We start from the raw sequence: 18,823 nt of genomic DNA on the forward strand, positions 1-18,823 counted from the left end.
ATTTATAATTTTATAAATATTCTACTTTTTACTTTGCTTTTTTCACTTTTTCACTATCACACTTATTCCATTTCCGCCAAATCCTACGGCATTAATTAATATATGTTCGAGTTTATCGGGTACAGATTCGGGATAACTGAGATAAGGCACCCCTTCAAAACGGTTATTCTGTAACATTCGTATTGCCATTGCGAGGTTGAGAGCTCCACTCGCCCCATAGGTATGTCCGTGTTGCCATTTATTATTGGTGAGTAGAGGTTTTTCTTCACCAAAAACTGCTTCTATAGCTTTGAGTTCAGCTTGGTCACCTTTAATAGTACCCGTACAGTGAGTGATAATCACATCTATCTTGGGGTTCCCAGCACTTGTCAAAGCACGAAGCATAGCATCTTGTAAGCACTGTCCGTTTTTGGAGAGTGATACGCTATGGGTGAGCTTTTCAGTAGCAAAGCCTATTCCTACGATATAGGCTAAGGCATTAGCACGCTCTCCTTTTTCTAAACAGAAACAACCTGCCCCCTCCCCTAACACCATAGTACTTTGTTTTTTGCTCATATCCATTGCCCTGCAAGGATAAGGCAGGGGCAAACTACTGTATATTTTCAGAGCTTTCACTTGTGCAATAGTAAAAGGGGTAAGAGGTGCCTCGCTACCACCTACCAAGAAGCGGTCTTCCATACCACTTTCGAGCCACGCAATGGCATTGGCAACGCCGTGTAAAGCGGTAGAGCAAGTAATAGAATGTGAGAGCTCAAAACCCTCATTGCTCAAATCCTGCGCTACCCAAGTGCTGATATTGCCCAAAGTAGTAGTAGGCGAAGCTAAGGTTTGGCAACTGCCTTCTTTCAGAAAATGACTAAAATGCTTTTCAAACAATATTGTTGCTCCTCGCGACGACCCTATATTGATACCAAAACGAACTCCTTGCCAGCCCGCTTGTGCAACGGCTCGTCGTACAGTATGTAAGGCATAAAGAACGGTGGGGTCTAAGGGCTCATAAGCAGAATTAGAAGCTCTAAGTTGTTCTATAAGTTTTTGGTCACGGTCAGAAATTCGCCCTTGTGGAATATTATTGTGAAGAGAGAGTGCCTCAGCTGCGAGGGTACTCGCCCCTGTAATAGCTATTTTCATTTCCCGCTTGCTAATTGTTAATTATCAGTTGACAATAGTTCTATATATTCTTTAATATGCTTCTTCGCTTGCCAGCCCAAGGCTTCTGTTTTTTGGGTAATAACTTCAGCTGTCATACGGTTACCTTTGCGCTCCGGTAGCATTTGTATCTCGCCCCCAAAAAGCTGAGCGATTTCTAAAACTGTATAAGTCTCCGGACTGCCGATACCATAACCGTCGCCTTTACCTTTTTCACCTACCAAGAGTAAGCCCGCTACTATATCATCTATATGCGTAAAATTGCGCTGTTGAGTACCTGGGGCTACTACCGTGAGAGGCTCCCCTTTCTTCATCTTCTCTATAAAGAGTGCTATAAGCGTCGCATATTTTCCCGTGCCAACTTCTCCTTTGCCATAAACATTGTAGAAATACACAATAGCATAGTTAAGCCCATACCACATACCGTAGTTCTTGATAAGCTCTGTATTCGACGATTTGCTCCAAGCATACGGACTTTGGTCTTTGCCTAAACCCCCGTCACCAAACTTGGTGCTACTGCCTGCATATACGAGTTTAGCTCCGTGTTTACGAGAAAACTCCAATACTTTCAGCGTACCTATTTTATTAAACAACAATACCTTGTCGATATCCTCAAAACTCTGTTCCACCCGTGAGTATTCACCTAAGTGATAAATAATATCAGGTGAAAAACTGATAAGCTCGAAGATATGTTCGGTACTTCCTTCGATATATTGCACCCCTTCTACGTGATTTTCACGCTTACCGGTGAAATAATTGTCTAACGAATAGACCTCGTTGTTAGGGTCTTTGGCAAGAGCTTCACAAAGGTTAGAACCTACAAATCCTGCTCCCCCCGTTACTAATATTTTCTTCATTTATCCTAATAATACAACCTTAGTTCAATATAATACTATCCCGATTTTACAATTGCTTTGCGTTACATTATGTAGGGGCAAAACAACCTTTCACTCTCATTTTATTTATTCTTACTTGTGAATTGCAAAATAAGACAACCAATGGCGTAACACACCACATCTGCCCACGAAAAGTGATTGCCTAAGAGGATATAGCCCAAGCTTCCTCTCGTGAAGCCCAAATAAGTAGCCACACCCAAGTACTGCATCACTTCTACGGCTACCGCAAAGGCAAATATACCCCAGATGAGTTTATCCTTATGCTTCACTTTCACGAACGAAAGCACTAAGTAGTACAGCAATATCACCACCAGTACATCGCCTATATAGCCTCTGATAAAGCCCATACTGCTAAACACTGTTGCAATAAGCAATTCTGCCCCCAACAGTGCCAACGCCCATATAAAGTACTTTTTGTTAAATGTTAGTTTCATATCACACTTACCTAGCTGTCGCTGGCTTTACCTCTTAGCTAAAACAAACTTTCTCCATTCAAATCCGTCGTCAAAGCTTCTGTCATAAAGTCTAAAAACGGGCGCATTGCCAAAAGTCCCTGCACTACTTTCTTATCAAAGTCCTTCGCTGTGGCTTCTTGTCGTGTATAGTCGTGTTTTAAGAGAAACTGCTTTTTGCGCAAATAGGCAATCATCGGGTCGTCTTTCTCAAAACCTTTGGGGGCAGTCTTCACCTCGTCACCCCATAGTTTCCCGTCAAACTCTTTCTTTATCCCCTCACTATTCATCACTTTTTGAAAATCCTCAGCATTGAGAGAAATTTCCTGACGCATACGCAATAAATCTTCTTTATTAGGGTCGAAAAAACCTCCCCCTATAAAGGTCTCTTGCGGACTAATATGCACGTAATACCCACCGCGGTAGTGCGGTTGTTTGCGTTGTATATAGCAACCGAAGTGCGTCTTGTAAGGTGTTTTGTCTTTAGAAAAGCGCAAATCGCGATAGATACGGTATATTTTCAGTGGTGCAAGGGTATCGTGCTCAGCAAGCCCAGTATAAATATAATTGAAAAGCAATGTAGCTTCTAATTTAGCACATTCATAAGCCTCCTTATGAGCATCGAACCACTCTTTATTATTGTTTTTAGCAAGGTTTGTAAGAAAAGAAAAAATCATAATACTAATTACAAATGACAAATAACCAATAAGGATATCTTTGTTGTTAGAAGTGCAAAGATAGTAAATAATTGCAAATAGAAGACAATTAAATAACGATTTTTTAGTTTAGAGATTTTTACTAAAATTAAGAAATCATATAGTTTTCCCTTAAAAATTTTAAACTTATAAAAGTATGAAATTCAACATTTTATATAGCCTTTGTATACCTATCTTCCAAGATTCGTTCAAGCTTCCTATAAGCTTTCTATAAGCTAAGCATATCTACCCTATATATAAAAAGTCTTAAAATTTTCAGATTTTCACACTTACCCCCACTTTAAATGAAAGAGCATTCCCAAAAGCCACTTGTCCGTTAAGTCCTACGTTTTTGAAGATGAAATAGCGAAAACCTAAATGTGCATTCCACAATACAAAATTATTGGGGTGTTCTCTTCTGAATTTTTCAGGTATAGGACCGGAAGAACTATCACAACCACCTGAACTATATCCATCAGGAGTATCGCTTTGCCAAAAACAATGCCCTATTGAAAGCCCTGTATACCAATCGGTAGTCATACGATGGTCAAAATGGAAGTCCACACTGAGCTCAGGTACGTAAGCAGTTTCGTATTTACTTTTAAGATTAAAACTCTGGTTAGAAAAGTTAGCTCCCACCGAGAAACGAGGCGTAGCACCATAGTGTACCCCTCCGCCTATAATACCTCCTATAAACGAAGCACCTGTTTGCACATCAATAAATACATCGCCTTTGGTGTAGGCTTCTTGAGCACTTATTTGCAATGCAAAAAGCAATAGAATAAAGAGTAAGAAGTTTTTCATATTAATTATTTTATACCCTTTTGCAGGGAGTTCCCTGCAAAAGGGTTAAGGTTATTTTGCTAAATAAGGCACTTCTATTTTAGTGCCATCTACACGAATTTCATTCGTAACAACATACTTTCCACAGTCTGTATCCTTCATATAACCATTTACTTCTATTTTATAAGTTTTAGTAGCATTCTGCAAATAAAGTGTTTCTATTTTGCCTGTGTAAACATCGTTACTAAAAGGAAGAGTAACTGAAATGTATAAATAAGTCTTTTCTGCTTTGGTGGTTTCATAACTATTATATTCATACGCCTTTTTCTCTCCTTCAAGTAATTTATATAAGCTAATATTTGCTTTATCAATTTTTCCTTCTTCTTTTATAAATTCCTTGTAAAGTTTAGAAGTTTTGTTGATAGCAAAGGTTAATTCAGGAAGAGGGAGAGAACATGCTCTTTCTTCATCTTTCTCTCGACAAGAAATGATACTAATAAATAATAATATTGTGAGATAAAATATACTTTTCATAATTATTTAATATTAAGAATTGTTTTAACTCTATATTGATAGTTACCTTTAATTCCTGATTTGTATGCGTTTGAAGGTTCTTTATCCCCATTAGTATCAAATATTCCCAAATTATACCAACCACTTCCGTGATAGGGACTTGAGCCATCTTTATATCCTCCCCAACCTAAATTGTAGTGTACTAAGCTAAATCCTTCTTCTCCCACGTGAAGAAAATCATCAGGGCTATCACAGGTTGTATGCATTTCTACAGTTCTATATCTTTTCATATAACCATCAATAACCCACGCGTGACCAGAATATTTATAATGTGTTGTTTTAAATATCCACCACCCAGTTTTATATGTTTCTACAATATCACTACCTCCTATGTAGATAGGGTTCCTTTTTTTTATTTCTGAAATAACTTTTGGGACTTGGAAATTTTCTACATAAGCATCTTTATAACCAAATTGATGGAATGTATGGAGAGCTTTACCTACGTCTGAACTACTACCTTTGTCACAAGTGTATTTCATTTCTAACAAATCATTATCTCCCCCAAGTGAGCTAATAAATATTGAATGTCTTCTTTAGCAGTAGAGTTGTTCCATACATTATGACTATAAATATTAGAGAACATATCTCCACTATCTATTTTAGTCATATCATCCCAATGCATTTTTCGTCCTACAACGCTATCTGGTTTTTTGTGATAGGCTAATAGTTGTCCAACAGCAACAGATACACAACCTACAGGAGCCTTATTATTACCACACTGCATAGAGACCTTTTCATTATAATCATTTTCTTGACTCCAAAGAGTTTTCACTAAAGGTCCTATTACATCTGTTTTCCACTCTCCATAAATATAAATATCTTCTTTGTAGTGATCAGGTTCTATACAAAAGAAGTTTTTAAATTTTCTTCCTTTCCCTTCATCTGGTTCAAACTTACTCTTCACTCGTTTACCCTCTTTATCAAAGAGTCCTTTTGCTATCAGCTCTGCTTGTCGTTCCTTAGAAAGCTGTTTGAAAATAGCTTCTTCGGCTTGGGTAGCCAATTTTTCTTTATTAGCTTCAAAGGCGGCACGCTGTTCTTCTATATATGCCTGCATATAGCTAAAGAGTACCGCTTGCCCTAGGTTGGTGATAGTATCACCGAGATGACCGTAAGAGTTATAAGCTAATACGCCAGGAACACGCTTATCAGCTGAGGTAATTACATAACCTTGGTTGTTGGCAAAGTTTACAATGTACACATCGGCTTGTTCGGGTTTTGCATTGCCTTTGGTGGGTACGTAAGGCTTGCGAGTGTTACCTTTTACTACCTCAATTGAGCCAATTTTTAAGGGAGCTTTGGTAACAACACCCTCTACTTCACGCATTTGCATTGCGGTAGCGAGAGCGGTTTCTTGGGCTTCTTCTGCCGAAATATGGGTTTGCCCTGTGAGAGCTACCCAACCTAAAAGTCCATCGTTGGAAACTTTCGTTTCAGTATTGGGTAATACTGAAATATCGGTGTCGGTTGCGAACGGGGCGTCTGCCTCTTCGCGTTGGCAGGAAAAGAAGAGTCCTGTAATGGTTAAAATAAACAGATGTTTTTTCATATAAGGTTAGTTTTTTAGGATTACGCAACAAAGGTAGGGAAAAATTAGCAAATTAGCAAATTTGAGAATTAGAAAATTATAAGCTATTTATACGAGAAATGAAACCTTGTAGCTCTATACCACGACAATTGTTTATAATAGTTGTTCAGCTTTTCATTCTTTCCAAACAAATAAACACTCAGCCCGTTACAATGTGTAAGCGCAATATTAGCAAATCTTGGTGTGTGTTTTTCAACCTTACAGAGTTGTTGCCAAATAGGTTCCATAGCCACACTGGCTTTGCTCTCCAAAAGCACTTGTTTGAGGTCAAACAAATACTTTTCGTTATTCCTACTGTATTGTTGCAAATGGGCTAAAGACAACTCAGAAGTGTTGAGTTGTTTGCAGAAAGAAGCTAATGCTTCCAACTGCTCACCATCTACCAAAGTAACCGTAGCCGACTGTCGTGCGCCCTCCAAAGCATTGTAATAGTTGTAGTAAGCTTCGGTTGCTTTTTCTAATTGTAATTTCCCTATAAGGTAAGGCAATAGGTGGTGATAAGGAAAACCATCGGCAAGAATTTCGGCAGGCGAAGCAATAAAGTAACGGGCAGAATGTCGTAATTCATAGAGCACCTCTACCGACCCCATAAAGCAAGCGTCGAAAAGGATATAATCAAACCGATAAGGGGTTAAAACTTCCGCAAGGTCAGGAAGCTCCATAGCCCCCTCTCGCGGACTCATATCTTTTCCAAACGATTTTACCACCACCCCTGATTTGTTTTCGGTTTCTATATGATAACCTTCCGGCAACCAGGCATTGCCGTGCGACCAAAGCACAAGTCCTTTATAACGATTGTCACCTTTGTAATAGCCCAAAGCATCTCTCAACACATTGCTCATTACAGTTTTATCAGTTGAATTTTGTTCGGGGTAAGAAACGATGATTTTAGAGGCTATTATCTCGGTGGTATCGTGTACAATTTCTAAAAGTACAGGGTGTGAAGGCAAAGCGGTAGAAGTATTGCTATCGATATACAGCAAGAGTTTGTCTCTTCCGTTAGGCACAAACCCGCGTTCTATTTCGTTGAGGTCTTTTAAGGCATAGGGAGCGAGGTCGTTATCAGCAACCATATACACGAGTGTGATTTCGTGAGGAGGTAAAGGCTCAGGAGTTGGGCTATCTTTTTGGCAAGAAAGTAACCCCAAGCTAATAAGAAGCAAAGAGTAATAACGCATAGTCTAGCAAAATGGTTAATGAGTAATGTAGATTTTTCCTTTAGGACAGATTTCAATAGTGAGCTCAGCCGTACTGCCTTGTATTTGTACCGTGCTTTCCAAGCGTAGGCGTGAAGTCGTGATGGCTACTACTTTATAAGTACCTTTAGGCAAAGTAAATGCCTTAGAAACAGTATTAGGTGATAGCTTTTCAGAAAAATGCTCACCTACCGAAACGGTTACCGTCTCAAAATAGCGGTTTTGAATACGAAGGGTATAGTTTTCAGGCTCTATAGCTTCCTTAGAGCAAGATAGGGCAACGACTGCCAATAGATATATAAGGTAACGCATAGAAAGAATTAAAAAAATACCCTTTGGCAGAGGATTCTCTGCCAAAGGGTTAAGATTATTTTGCTAAGTAATGATTTTCTACTTTTACACCATCTACATATATCTCATTAGTGATAGGCACAAGCCCACAGTCTGTATCCTTCATATAGCCATTTACCTCAATTTTGTAGGTTTTGGTAGCGTTTTGAAGGTAGAGCGTCTCTGCTTTTCCAGTGTAAACATCATTCTCAAACCAAAGTTGAGTTCCTACATATAAATATGTCTCTCCTTGAGGGTTTGTTTCATAATGAAATTGCATTGGATACTCTTTTTTTGTATTATCTACTTGTTTGTATAGGGCAATATGAGTAGAGTCAATGTTTCCTCTTTCATTGATAAATTCCTTATAAACCTCAGACTTCTTGTTTACCCACATACTAAAGTCAGGGGGAGGTACTTGACAAGGCACCCCTCCTTTATCTTTACAGCTAAATAAAACAATAGCTAAAACTAAAAACATTATTCTTTTCATAGTAACTACTTGTTAACAGTTATTATTTTATTATTATACTTAAAATTAGTATTGGGAGATTTAAAAGTTCTAGAATGTCCTCTTTGGTGTCCTAAAAGTATAATATTGTACCATCCTGTACCTATTCCATAGCTAAAACCTGTAGGAGATCCTCCCCATCCAAAATTATGATGAAAAAATTCATTGCTTTCTTCTTTATACCCCTCATAAGAAGTTGTAACATCATCCGCAGAACAACTAAAAACATAATAAATTATAGTTCTTTTTCTTTGATCTGCATAACCATCTATTACCCACGCGTGACAATCGCTGTATTTTAGGTAATATCGAATTCCTAAAAATTTGCGTTCTGTCTTATTCAAACAACCTTCTACATATACAGGACGGTCTTTTTCTATTTCATTTAGTACATTATTTCTTTCATAGTCTTCTGTATGAACATTATATTCTAATTTTTGTAATGCTTCAAGAGCTCTGCTTGAGCCACTGCCCCCATCAGCTCTACAACCATAGTTCATTGCTAATAAATCACCATCTCCTAAATGTGCTAAAAGGTATTGAATATCTTCTGTAGCGGTAGGATTATTCAAAATACTATTACTTCTCATATTAGAGAACATATCTCCACTATCTATTTTAGTCATATCCTCCCAATGCATCGTTCTACCTTTAAAAATAGCTGGCTTTTTATGATAAGCTAATAATTGTCCTACAGCAGTTGCTACACAACCTACAGGAGATTGGTCTCCATCAGCATCACAATATTTAGAAACTTTATCATTGTATCTACCACTTTGCCCCCAAAGCGTTTTTAGTAGAGGAGGCTTAACATATCCCATATACCATTTATCATAAGCAGCATATCCTTCATCTTGAAATTCTCTTCCAAAATTTCTTGGATCATCACAAAACCATTTCCAATATTCTTCGTGAGAATTAAAACCTCCTTCTGGAATTTGCCTAGGATTATGTTCATCATAATAATGATATTTACTTTTTAATCTTTTCCCCTCTTCATTAAAAAGCCCTTTGGCTATAAGTTTTTCTTGTTGTTTTTTAGGGAGAATTTTAAATAGATTTTCTTCCTCTTGGGTAGCCAATTTTTCTTTATTGGCTTCAAAATCTGCGCGTTGTTCTTCTATGTACTCCTGCATATAGCTAAACAGTATTGCTTGTCCTGGGTTGCTAATAGTGTCGCCAAGATGTCCGTAGGAGTTGTAGGCTAATACGCCAGGAACGCGCCTATCTGCTGAGGTAATTACATAGCCTTGGTTGTTGGCAAAGTTTACAATGTACACATCAGCTTGTTCAGGTTTTGCGTTGCCTTTGGTGGGTACGTAAGGCTTACGAGTGTCGCCTTTTACTACCTCAATCGAGCCAATTTTTAAGGGAGCTTTGGTAACAATACCCTCTACTTCACGCATTTGCATTGCGGTAGCGAGAGCGGTTTCTTGGGCTTCTTCTGCCGAAATATGGGTTTGCCCTGTGAGAGCCACCCAACCTAAAAGTCCATCGTTGGAAGCCTTCGTTTCAGTATTGGGTAATACTGAAATATCTGTGTCGGTTGCGAACGGGGCATCTGCCTCTTCGCGTTGGCAGGAAAAGAAGAGTCCTGCTACGATAAAAACAGGTAAAAACTTTCTCATATAAGGTTTGTTTTTTTATTACGCGACAAAGATAATAAAAGAAATGGAAACTTCAAAACAAAGTAACAAAAACTATAGCAGGCTTTATCTTTTATCTCCTAAAAACTGAGCGTTACGCCTGCTAAGTAATTCGCTTCGGCAGCGGGAATATACACCATTCCGTAGCCGTTATCGCCGTAAGGAGTGTATTTGGTATTGAAAATGTTATTACCCATTACCGAAAACAATACCGATTTGAAAGTGCTTTTAGGTTTCCACTCGTATTGCAAACTGAGGTTATTCACAAAATATGCATCGAGCTTTGCTTCCTCACGCTCGGTGTTATCTACATATTGTGCACCTACATATTTAGAAATCAAACCTATTTGAAAGCCGTCAATAGGTATAAAAGTAATGGTATTACCGAGCACTACATCAGGAGCATACGAAATGCGGGTATTGCCCCAACTAATAGTGCGAGTAGCTACCTCAGCATCCTGACTCTTATAATCTTTGTTTATATTTTTGCTAAAAGCTACGTTAGGCGACCACAACCAACGTTCTGAGAGTTGTACCATCGCATCGGCTTCAATTCCTGCACGATAGCTCTTACCCACATTCTCACGGATAGGATAACCGGTGCTATTGAGTTTCCCTGAAAGCACCAATTGGTTTTCATAGCCCATATAATACCCATTGAGATTTAAACGTACTTTGGGGGTGGTGAGTCGCCAACCGAGTTCGATATCGTTGAGCTTCTCGGCGATAGGTTTCTTTGCATTAGGGTCGTCCTGTAAGGCTTCGTAATAACTCTTGTAATCGGAGCGGTTAGGCTCTTTGGTAGCACGAGCATAAGAAACGTAAAGGTCGTTATATGCATTCAAGAAGAAGGTAATACCCGCCTTAGGGTTGAAACTATTAAGGCTTTCGTCTATTTTGTATTTATTCGCCTTATACCCTACGTGACGGAATTGTACATCGGCAAACAGGCTCCATTTAGGAGCAAATTGCCAAGTGAGTTTGCCATAACCCGCTGCTTCTTCTTTGGTATTGAGTCCTTCGTAGCTATAACGATTGCCATACACAAAAGACGCTTTTTCTGCCCATAGCAAATCTTTGTAATGCGACCCTTCATAGCGATTGAGCAATCCTCCAAAGAGCAGTTGCACGCCGTCTTTCTGATAGTTCGCCGAAAAAGTAGTTCCCCAGAAATCGTTGTTCAATCCTTGTTGGTGGATGATGTATGCTTTTTGCTCCTTGCCTGCCCCGTCAAGCACTTTGGGCAAGCCTACCTTAGAATATTTTTTCTTCTCATAGTTTTCCCAATAGCCTTTACCTTTGGTGTAGTGGAAGGAAAGTTGCGTATGCCACGCCGTATTCCACTGTTGTGTCCAGTGCAGTTGGGCGTGGTCTTGCTGATAGTTATCGGTTTCGTTTTCATAGAAACGTTTGTTACCAGCGGTATCTTTGTATTCACCCGCAGGATTATAACGGCGATTGCTATTCAAAGTCTCTTTATCTACTCCCAGATAAGTGAGATAGACACTTTGCTTGCCACCAAATACCAATCCTTTGATGAGCGTCCCCTCGTGGCTATAAGCGCCTTGTAAGAAGTAGGATTTAAGGTCGGAAGAAGCGCGGTCGCGATATCCATCACTCTTGATAACAGAAAAGCGTCCGCTGAGCTCAAAACGGTCGTTGAGTTTTCCGGTGGAAAGTTTAAGGCTGTGTTTGTGAGTATTATAACTGCCGTAGAAGTTAGCGAGCTCTCCTGATGCCTGCTCTTGTACAGCATCGGTGAGAACGTTTAGGCTTGCACCAAAAGCTCCTGCTCCATTGGAAGAAGTACCCACTCCGCGTTGCAACTGTATGCTCTCGGCAGAGGAAGCAAAGTCGGAGAGATTGTACCAAAATACCCCTTGTGATTCGGAGTCGTTGAGCGGTACCCCGTTGATAGTAACATTAGTACGGTACAAATCGCTCCCTCGTACAAACATATTGCTACTACCGAAGCCCGAACCATCTTCGGAATAGCTTACCACATTAGGTAACTGACCTAACAACAAAGGCATTTGCTGACCGAAATTTTTGGTCTTGATTTCCTCCTTAGAGAGGTTAGAAAAGGTTACGGGAAGTTTTTTGGTAGCCCTCACGGACGATACTAATACTTCGTCTAACTGAATGGGCTTAGGTGAAGGGACGATAGAGTCAGGCTCTATTGCCTGTTGTGCCATTGCCGATGTCGTAAGGCAAATAGCAGTGTACAAAAGTACATTTTTCATTGTAAAATAAATATTTACAAATAAAAGAGGCTATTATTTGGTGTGTTAATAAAATAAAAAAGCCTGTTTATGCTACCCAAAAGCAAAAACAAGCTCCAATTGCTTAGTTTCATTCCTTCAACGGGATTATCCGTTCAAGTTCAATGGGTATAATCTCAGCCTGTTACAGCACCCCTTATGAGACGGCGCAAAAGTACAAATAAATATCAAAACCGCAAATAATACGCTAATTATTTCTTCTGAAAGCCTTTTATGAAAGCTGTAATAATAAAAGTTAGCAAGGCAGGTAAAAACCATTCTAAACCGTAATCGCTCAAAGGTAATAGGCTTTTAATTTCATAAAGCTTATCAAAGGGTAGTCCTAATGTTTGACAGCTATCAATAGTGGAAATAATAGCAGTAACCAATACGCTTAAAATATAGGGTAATTTGCTATTTACAAAGCGGTCGAAGAATAAAACGGTTATAATGAGAGTAGAGACTATGGGGTATATAAATAGCAGAATATAAATCGCATAATTGATAATATTATCCACCGTGTTAATTGATAATACTAATGAAATGAGCGTACAGACTATAGCACCTACTTTGTACGGGATGCGTTGGTGAGTTACTTCTTCAAAGAACAAGCCCACTGCCGATGTAAGAGCAATAGCCGTAGTAAGACAAGCAAAACCAATAGCTAAGGCAACAGTAATAGTACCCCATTTTCCTAAAACAGAATGAGAAATGTGTAACAGAAGCTCAGTGCGTTGTACGCTATCAGTTAAAGGGTAATCGGTAGTGGCGCCTAAGTAGATAAGCCCTCCATAAATAAACAACAAACAGAGCGTAGAAAGCATTCCAGCCGCAAAAGTAACAGAAACACGCTCATTACGTGAGGTATAGCCACTATCTATTACTGCTGCAATAACAATACCTGCAAAGATGACCGAAGCCAGCAAATCCATTGTTTGGTAGCCTTCTAAGAAACCTAAGGAAAAACTTTCGGTGGCGGTAAATGCCGTAGAGGTAATACTATCGGGGGGAAAGCATACGCCTAAAACAATAAGCAGTACTAAAACTATCAGCAGAAAAGGAGTGAGAAACCTGCCTATAATGCTTACAATCTTGGATTTCGATATAGATAATGCGGTTACAACGGCAAAGAATAAAACGATGAACCACACCTTAGGAAAAGCAGGTAATAAGGGCTGTATGCCTACTTCAAAAGTAGTAGCAGCGGTGCGTGGGATAGCTACCAAAGGACCTATGCATAAAATAACTAATAACGTAAGGATTTTAATGAGCCAAGGGTGCGTTTTCTTCCCTAAATCAGTGAAGTGAGTGCCCGTTTTAGCCACCATTAACACCCCTAAAAAAGGAGCTAAAATAGCGGTGATAAAAAAGCCTAACAACGCCATACCCCATTCACCTTCCGTTCTTAAACCTATGAACGGAGGTAATATAAGATTACCCGCCCCAAAGAACATCGCAAATAAAGCGAAGCCTACGGTGGTAATAGTTTTCCATTTGCTTTTACGAATATGATGCATAGAGGTAGAGAATAACTTTGCAAAAATAGTAATTTTATACTACAAATGCAAATATTTATTTCGAAGTTCCTCAAAAAATACCTTCAACCTATGTTTTCCTACCTTCATTGGCGCTACCGAATCCATTGCCATTACGGTGAAAACGAATTCTATAGTGCCGTAAGCACTTTTAGGCAAGAGATATTTGCCTATTTTCAAAACGGACTTCCGTACCCAATCAGGCAAAAAACCGACCTTCACAGGCTTATGTAACACCTCGAAAGCCAAAGCAGCGATTTCATACTGGGTGAACACCTCAGCCCCTCCTACATTCACTTCCTTTTCGGAGCTCTCTAATTGCGCTACACACACCTCGGCTAAATCCTCGCCGTGAATAGGATTCATAGTGTATTGCCCTTTGCCAAACAGGCGCACTTTACCTTCTTTTGCCATTGAAAAGATGGTAGCTATATCGCTGTAAAAAGCCGATGGACGCACGATACAGTAGTCCATTCCACTGGTTTTAAGGGTATCTACAAAACGCTCTTTGGCAGCCCCAATGGCAATAGGACGCATTGCTTCGCCGTTTAATACGGAAATATATACGAACTTACGTACCCCCGAGCGCAGTGCTTCGTCAAGCAAGTTCTTGTTAGCCGCATAATCTACTTGCTCGTAGGTGAGTTTGTCTTTCTGCCGAGTAATTCCGACAGCGGAAATCACTTGGGTAACCCCCTCGCACACACCGAGTAAAGTATTGGGTTTTGTTACCTCAGCCTCGACTACTTCTAATAGCGGGTGGGTAAGTAAGGCGGGTGCTATTTTCGACTTATTGCGCACTATAATGCGGGTAGGGTATTCTTTTTTTAAGAGTTCAGCTAATATAAACTGACCTAAATAACCGGTCGCTCCGGCTAATAATATTTTTTCTGATGATTTCATACTGTTTCAATAAATTGATTTAAGACTTTCAACTTAGCTAATGTTTAAACTTTGGCTAAATTTGCGACGAAAAATAACTAATCGAACACAATTTTTCCTACGATTTTAGCACCTTCATACACGTTGAGCTCGTGAAGTTCGTCTAAGATATAAGCGGGGGCGTGACCTACAAGAAACCTCACTTGGCACAAAGCACTGTATTCACTTTCTTTCATAGGCTCTTCAAATTCAATAATAATGCTCCAATTTGGTTGAGGCAATTGCTCGATGTAAGTGCTGGCATAATAAACCTCACCGGTAGGAGGGTGTTGTCGTCCGCCTTCTTCTTTGGTAAGAAAATGAATGACACCTAATTTTGATTTCTTCATAGTCAGAATACAATTTGGTTTAACAAAAGTACTTCTTTATTTACTAACCGCCAAATAAAATAATAAATAACGAATGACGAATGACAGATAGATATATTTTAACTATACACTAAACGAATTTAAGGTGGGTCTTCAGTGGCTCTACAGTGGCTCTACAGTGGCTCTACAGTGGCTCTACAGTGGCTCTACAAGGGTCACTAATGATACATTCACCGAATACTAGCTGAATATCAACGATTTTTTACCTTTTAGGATTAGCTTTTTCGGTGGAACGAAGGCTTTATTTACTAAAAAACAATCGTCTCTCTTTCACTAATATATATCCCACGAGTAGCGCGAATAAGCCTGTTTGTATCAGTTTGCTATCGGGGTGGGTGGCGAAGATTTCGTTGGAAACATTGGCTACCAAATGGAATGATATGGCTACCAGCACGTTGCGCCCCGATTTGTAATACAGCCAGTTGATGATAAACACAAAGGCAAACAGACTCACAAAAAAGTTGGCTGTATAGAGCCACCCCTCAGCTTGTATGTTGCTTTGGTAGTAGTTCTTTACGAAGAACAAGGGCAAATGCCATAACCCCCAATACACAGTAAAGATAAGCGATGAGGTGAACAAGCTCCACCTACTACGCAAGGCATCAGTGCCGTAAGTATGCCAAGCCAATTCTTCGAGCACCGGCGCCAAACAGAGCACAAACCAAGCGTTGAAAGGCGCTGAACTGAAACTAGGCTCTCCCGAAATGTAAAACTGGTCGAGACTATGTCCTAAACCGAGCGAAAGTAGCTGTGCCACCACAATGGAAAGGGGTGGAAACAAGAGGGTAATCCAAAAATAGCGGTTGGTGAGCAAATTTCTGCCAATAAAACGCGTTTTGAGGTCGGATAAGAGCTCCTTATTGCGTGTAAATAAATAGGTAGCCACTCCCACAGGAGCAAATAAGCCTGCCAATTCAAAAAAACCTGTCCAAAAAGCATTAGGTGCTTTTGGCTGGTGACTCCAATAAGCCACCACAAACCACAATACCCAAGGAATCACAAGGGAAAGGGTGAAAAACAAAATAGGGTGATTATATTTTTTCATTTTATTTAAGAGTTAAACTCAATTTATGAGAAAGCCCCCGTTCCCCCGAAGGGGGACAATCTGCAAAAGTGAGCATTTTTTAAAATAAAGACAATGTTTAGCCTCTCACAATAATCGCTTTCACGGCTTGCCTCCTCTCCTTCGGAGAGGGGGAACGGGGGTGAGGCTTTTACTTTCAAAATTCTATTTTATAACTGATATTAGGGATAACCAAAGTAGCTTTACTGAGCTCTATTTATCCAGTTTGGTCATAAATAGTACCCCTAAGTGTTTGGGTAATATCTTGTGCGTGTGCTACAAGCGGAAGCACTAAAAAAAGAACGATGTTCAAAAAGGTTTTCATTGCGTAATACGTTTAAAATTCTGGGGCAAAGGTATGGTGGAAAACAAGGTGCATCGCCCAAGCGTGAGGGAATGGACGCTTTTTTAATGACGAATTACGAATGACGAGAGACGAGAGATGAATGACGAATGGCAGTGAGGCAAGAGGTTAGAGAGATTTTATTCACCGGAAGAATTGTGCGGGGCGGACGGATCGGAGGGAGTGAAAAGAGGGGGTAGCGTGAGAGTTTGGACGTGCTAAACTATGCTTCTCGCACCTAATTTACAAATTCACTCGGTGTTTTACCCGTAATCTTCTTGAAAACTTGGTTAAAAGAAGACTTAGAGTTAAAGCCCGCTTCATAGGCAAGCCCCAAAAGATTAAAATTCTTATCAATGTCTTTCTTCGCCAAAGTGATAAACTCTTCGACACGATAGCTGTTCACAAAGTCATAAAAATTCTTTTCTTCGTATTGATTGATAATTTGTGAAAGGTGGTTAGGAAGTACACCTAACATTTCAGCTAATTGAGCTAAGGAGAGTTTAGGTTCGAGATAAGGTTTTTCGGTAGTCATTAGTGTGAGCAACTGTTGGTGTAAGCTAGTTGCATCTTCCGCTTTCAATCCAGATTTGCGGTATTCAGGAGTTTTGGAGAATGAAGAAGGTTCAATATTGTCTGACCTATGAGAATTGTCAGACAAGACTAGATTCTTTATAAAAGGCTTTTGTTTTTCAACACTAAAAATTCCCTGATGCCGTATGCCCCAGAAGCCAATAAGCCCTATAAGTAAGACAAAGAGTGTTAAGAAAATAAGTTCTATATTAACTCCTATCTCTATTTCTAAGAGAAATTGCACTATATATCCCACTATCATCACTGAGAAAATCAGCCCGAACCCAATGAGCAACAGTCGTAGCCATTGCAAACTAATACCTTCGTTATAGCCAAAATTGTCGCCTATTACCCGCTCATACTGATTGATTTTCTGATAAGCCAATACAATATACACCACACTCACGGTCACAAAAGCTACAAACGAAATTGTAAATAACCATTGATAGGGGCTATGGTAATCGGCTTGGTCTATCATTGCTTTTTCAGTCGCCGAATAGCCAAAAAGAAAGGGAAACATCACAACGTAGGTGAAGAAAAAAGGTAAAAAGTGCAAGCTATCGCGCCAATGAAAATGTTGGTCTTCACGTGAACACACCAATACGTACAAATATACAAAAGGAGCAAACAAAAGCGGAAAAGGGTGCGTCGCTCCTACTAAATGAGGATATTTCTCCCAATAGCCCAAATAATGCAGGTAGTAATTCAGCAGATAAATACCAATGCACACCAACCATATCCCCAGCACCTTATCCGATAAGGCTTTAGGGCGTTTGGTAAAGAGCAATACAGAGAGGAAAAAACAAAGGAAAATGCCGATAGTAAAGAGCGTATCCATTATTATCTTCGTTGTTATTAAAGGCGCAAATATAAAGATAATACAAGAAAACGCCAATAACTTTACTACTTAATGGTAAATAAATGAAAAAAAATATAACAAATATAGTGAATAAAGCATCTAAAATGAATAAAAAAACGAGAGCTAAATAGAAGTGTTTTTCTATTTAGTTCTCGTTCTATAATGAAATTGTAATGTGGAGTCGGAGAGAATCGAACTCTCGTCCAAATAAGTCATCAAAAAGCTTTCTACATACTTAGTCCTCGTTTGATTTTCGTCGCAAAACTGACCGAGCACCGCCCATTTTGCGCTTAGCTTCCTTTGCTTAAGAACCGTTAGCAGAAGCGTACCGCAGGTTCAATGTTGACTTTTATGGTGCCTCTGTACGAAACGCCGTCAACAAGAGCTTTTCAGAGACATCTCGCTTCCCTACCTTGTAGGGACTTAGCCAGCAATCTTACTAAACTTCAGATTAGGCAGCAAGAGCGTAGTTATTCTCGCCATTTAAAATTTTGAAATAGAGATTATCGAGCATTCATTTCACAGCTCGGTATGCTTACTATTTAATGCCACTTACTGTCAAAACCGGTCGACCCCAAGTGTTCATTTCTGTAATTCGGTGCAAAGGTACAAAAAATAATCATACTCACAACAATTGCCCATCTTTTATTTTATACTTTTACATAAAAAAGAGGATTTGGAAAACAGCTTCGGGGGCAAAGTAATAGGGAGAGAAATTCAGTTAAGAGCGTAACATTAACACAGGGATATCTATAAAACCACTATGAGAGTCATCGGTTCTTAGCCAAGCAGAGAGTTGTACTTCAGGGATAGCGACTAATCTGTTTTCCGAACGAAAGTTGCCCGCAAGTCCCACTGATAGCGCAAACTTTTTGCTGTCATAACAGTTGAAATGTATTCCTAACTGTCCGTAACTACTACCTTGTTTGAGGTAACTAACATCTATGATCAGGATTTTGTCGTCGGAGATTTGCGCTACAGCGGGGAGTGCTGCCCATACACATAGCAGTAAAAAGAGTTTTTTTATTTTAATTATTGTATTTTTTAAGTACATATTCTA

The 18,823-nt window shown here is 39.5% G+C and carries 19 protein-coding genes, 1 other RNA gene and 1 riboswitch; all 20 genes read right to left on the bottom strand.

The genetic code is table 11. From position 1 onward, the window contains the following. Positions 1–42: 42 nt before the first annotated feature. A complete protein-coding gene (locus C3V44_RS05955; protein ID WP_106095864.1) occupies positions 43–1,131 on the bottom strand; it encodes a beta-ketoacyl synthase N-terminal-like domain-containing protein in 1,089 nt (362 codons plus the stop codon). Positions 1,132–1,148: 17 nt separating this feature from the next. Beyond that, positions 1,149–2,006, bottom strand: coding sequence for an NAD-dependent epimerase/dehydratase family protein (locus tag C3V44_RS05960; protein ID WP_106095865.1), 858 nt, complete (start codon positions 2,004–2,006; stop codon positions 1,149–1,151). 101 nt (positions 2,007–2,107) lie between these two features. After that, positions 2,108–2,479, bottom strand: coding sequence for a DUF2809 domain-containing protein (locus C3V44_RS05965; protein WP_009417662.1), 372 nt, complete (start codon positions 2,477–2,479; stop codon positions 2,108–2,110). Positions 2,480–2,517: 38 nt separating this feature from the next. Then, positions 2,518–3,174: a DUF2461 domain-containing protein gene (locus C3V44_RS05970; protein ID WP_009411209.1), complete on the bottom strand. Its 657-nt coding sequence runs from the start codon at positions 3,172–3,174 to the stop codon at positions 2,518–2,520. A gap of 294 nt (positions 3,175–3,468) precedes the next feature. Continuing rightward, positions 3,469–3,996: a hypothetical protein gene (locus tag C3V44_RS05975; protein WP_106095866.1), complete on the bottom strand. Its 528-nt coding sequence runs from the start codon at positions 3,994–3,996 to the stop codon at positions 3,469–3,471. 51 nt (positions 3,997–4,047) lie between these two features. Further along, positions 4,048–4,509: a hypothetical protein gene (locus C3V44_RS05980; RefSeq protein ID WP_106095867.1), complete on the bottom strand. Its 462-nt coding sequence runs from the start codon at positions 4,507–4,509 to the stop codon at positions 4,048–4,050. Positions 4,510–4,511: 2 nt separating this feature from the next. Continuing rightward, a complete protein-coding gene (locus C3V44_RS12230; protein ID WP_254425402.1) occupies positions 4,512–5,027 on the bottom strand; it encodes a C10 family peptidase in 516 nt (171 codons plus the stop codon). A gap of 2 nt (positions 5,028–5,029) precedes the next feature. After that, a complete protein-coding gene (locus tag C3V44_RS05985) occupies positions 5,030–6,097 on the bottom strand; it encodes a Spi family protease inhibitor (protein ID WP_254425403.1) in 1,068 nt (355 codons plus the stop codon). Positions 6,098–6,180: 83 nt separating this feature from the next. Continuing rightward, positions 6,181–7,314, bottom strand: coding sequence for a clostripain-related cysteine peptidase (locus tag C3V44_RS05990; RefSeq protein WP_106095868.1), 1,134 nt, complete (start codon positions 7,312–7,314; stop codon positions 6,181–6,183). Positions 7,315–7,329: 15 nt separating this feature from the next. Beyond that, positions 7,330–7,644 (bottom strand): hypothetical protein, encoded by a 315-nt coding sequence (locus C3V44_RS05995; RefSeq protein WP_106096637.1) that lies wholly within the window; start codon positions 7,642–7,644, stop codon positions 7,330–7,332. A gap of 55 nt (positions 7,645–7,699) precedes the next feature. After that, positions 7,700–8,155 carry a hypothetical protein gene (locus C3V44_RS06000; protein ID WP_106095869.1) on the bottom strand — a complete coding sequence of 152 codons (456 nt, stop codon included), beginning with the start codon at positions 8,153–8,155 and terminating at the stop codon, positions 7,700–7,702. A 5-nt stretch (positions 8,156–8,160) separates the two neighbouring features. Beyond that, complete coding sequence (locus C3V44_RS06005) at positions 8,161–9,801, bottom strand: C10 family peptidase (RefSeq protein ID WP_106095870.1); 1,641 nt, start codon at positions 9,799–9,801, stop codon at positions 8,161–8,163. Positions 9,802–9,899: 98 nt separating this feature from the next. Beyond that, complete coding sequence (locus C3V44_RS06010) at positions 9,900–12,062, bottom strand: TonB-dependent receptor (protein ID WP_106095871.1); 2,163 nt, start codon at positions 12,060–12,062, stop codon at positions 9,900–9,902. 95 nt (positions 12,063–12,157) lie between these two features. Next, positions 12,158–12,248: riboswitch (TPP riboswitch) on the bottom strand. A gap of 44 nt (positions 12,249–12,292) precedes the next feature. Further along, the gene (gene brnQ / locus C3V44_RS06015) at positions 12,293–13,597 is read right to left on the bottom strand and encodes a branched-chain amino acid transport system II carrier protein (RefSeq protein ID WP_106095872.1); all 1,305 of its coding nucleotides are present in this window, start codon (positions 13,595–13,597) and stop codon (positions 12,293–12,295) included. 39 nt (positions 13,598–13,636) lie between these two features. After that, positions 13,637–14,518: an SDR family oxidoreductase gene (locus tag C3V44_RS06020; RefSeq protein WP_106095873.1), complete on the bottom strand. Its 882-nt coding sequence runs from the start codon at positions 14,516–14,518 to the stop codon at positions 13,637–13,639. Positions 14,519–14,595: 77 nt separating this feature from the next. Then, a complete protein-coding gene (locus tag C3V44_RS06025) occupies positions 14,596–14,886 on the bottom strand; it encodes a hypothetical protein (protein ID WP_009417596.1) in 291 nt (96 codons plus the stop codon). Positions 14,887–15,166: 280 nt separating this feature from the next. Then, positions 15,167–15,970, bottom strand: a complete 804-nt coding sequence (locus C3V44_RS06030; RefSeq protein WP_106095874.1) for a CPBP family intramembrane glutamic endopeptidase — start codon at positions 15,968–15,970, stop codon at positions 15,167–15,169. Positions 15,971–16,569: 599 nt separating this feature from the next. Further along, a complete protein-coding gene (locus tag C3V44_RS06035; protein ID WP_106095875.1) occupies positions 16,570–17,742 on the bottom strand; it encodes an AraC family transcriptional regulator in 1,173 nt (390 codons plus the stop codon). A 194-nt stretch (positions 17,743–17,936) separates the two neighbouring features. Continuing rightward, positions 17,937–18,339: a transfer-messenger RNA gene (gene ssrA / locus C3V44_RS06040) on the bottom strand. 145 nt (positions 18,340–18,484) lie between these two features. Then, positions 18,485–18,817, bottom strand: coding sequence for a hypothetical protein (locus tag C3V44_RS06045; protein ID WP_254425404.1), 333 nt, complete (start codon positions 18,815–18,817; stop codon positions 18,485–18,487). Positions 18,818–18,823 lie beyond the last annotated feature (6 nt).

The organism is Capnocytophaga sp. oral taxon 864 (assembly GCF_002998835.1).
In the GTDB taxonomy this organism is placed as follows: domain Bacteria; phylum Bacteroidota; class Bacteroidia; order Flavobacteriales; family Flavobacteriaceae; genus Capnocytophaga; species Capnocytophaga ochracea.

Excerpts from the sequence above, each read along its gene's own strand:
- C3V44_RS05990 (WP_106095868.1), bottom strand. The coding sequence starts at position 7,314 with ATGCGTTATTACTCTTTGCTTCTTATTAGCTTGGGGTTACTTTCTTGC.
- C3V44_RS06010 (WP_106095871.1), bottom strand. The coding sequence starts at position 12,062 with ATGAAAAATGTACTTTTGTACACTGCTATTTGCCTTACGACATCGGCA.
- C3V44_RS05985 (WP_254425403.1), bottom strand. The coding sequence starts at position 6,097 with ATGAAAAAACATCTGTTTATTTTAACCATTACAGGACTCTTCTTTTCC.
- C3V44_RS05975 (WP_106095866.1), bottom strand. The coding sequence starts at position 3,996 with ATGAAAAACTTCTTACTCTTTATTCTATTGCTTTTTGCATTGCAAATA.
- C3V44_RS06025 (WP_009417596.1), bottom strand. The coding sequence starts at position 14,886 with ATGAAGAAATCAAAATTAGGTGTCATTCATTTTCTTACCAAAGAAGAA.
- C3V44_RS06035 (WP_106095875.1), bottom strand. The coding sequence starts at position 17,742 with ATGGATACGCTCTTTACTATCGGCATTTTCCTTTGTTTTTTCCTCTCT.
- C3V44_RS05995 (WP_106096637.1), bottom strand. The coding sequence starts at position 7,644 with ATGCGTTACCTTATATATCTATTGGCAGTCGTTGCCCTATCTTGCTCT.
- C3V44_RS06005 (WP_106095870.1), bottom strand. The coding sequence starts at position 9,801 with ATGAGAAAGTTTTTACCTGTTTTTATCGTAGCAGGACTCTTCTTTTCC.
- C3V44_RS05955 (WP_106095864.1), bottom strand. The coding sequence starts at position 1,131 with ATGAAAATAGCTATTACAGGGGCGAGTACCCTCGCAGCTGAGGCACTC.
- C3V44_RS05965 (WP_009417662.1), bottom strand. The coding sequence starts at position 2,479 with ATGAAACTAACATTTAACAAAAAGTACTTTATATGGGCGTTGGCACTG.
- C3V44_RS06045 (WP_254425404.1), bottom strand. The coding sequence starts at position 18,817 with ATGTACTTAAAAAATACAATAATTAAAATAAAAAAACTCTTTTTACTG.
- C3V44_RS05960 (WP_106095865.1), bottom strand. The coding sequence starts at position 2,006 with ATGAAGAAAATATTAGTAACGGGGGGAGCAGGATTTGTAGGTTCTAAC.
- C3V44_RS05970 (WP_009411209.1), bottom strand. The coding sequence starts at position 3,174 with ATGATTTTTTCTTTTCTTACAAACCTTGCTAAAAACAATAATAAAGAG.
- C3V44_RS06020 (WP_106095873.1), bottom strand. The coding sequence starts at position 14,518 with ATGAAATCATCAGAAAAAATATTATTAGCCGGAGCGACCGGTTATTTA.
- C3V44_RS05980 (WP_106095867.1), bottom strand. The coding sequence starts at position 4,509 with ATGAAAAGTATATTTTATCTCACAATATTATTATTTATTAGTATCATT.
- brnQ (WP_106095872.1), bottom strand. The coding sequence starts at position 13,597 with ATGCATCATATTCGTAAAAGCAAATGGAAAACTATTACCACCGTAGGC.
- C3V44_RS06030 (WP_106095874.1), bottom strand. The coding sequence starts at position 15,970 with ATGAAAAAATATAATCACCCTATTTTGTTTTTCACCCTTTCCCTTGTG.
- C3V44_RS06000 (WP_106095869.1), bottom strand. The coding sequence starts at position 8,155 with ATGAAAAGAATAATGTTTTTAGTTTTAGCTATTGTTTTATTTAGCTGT.
- C3V44_RS12230 (WP_254425402.1), bottom strand. The coding sequence starts at position 5,027 with ATGAAATACACTTGTGACAAAGGTAGTAGTTCAGACGTAGGTAAAGCT.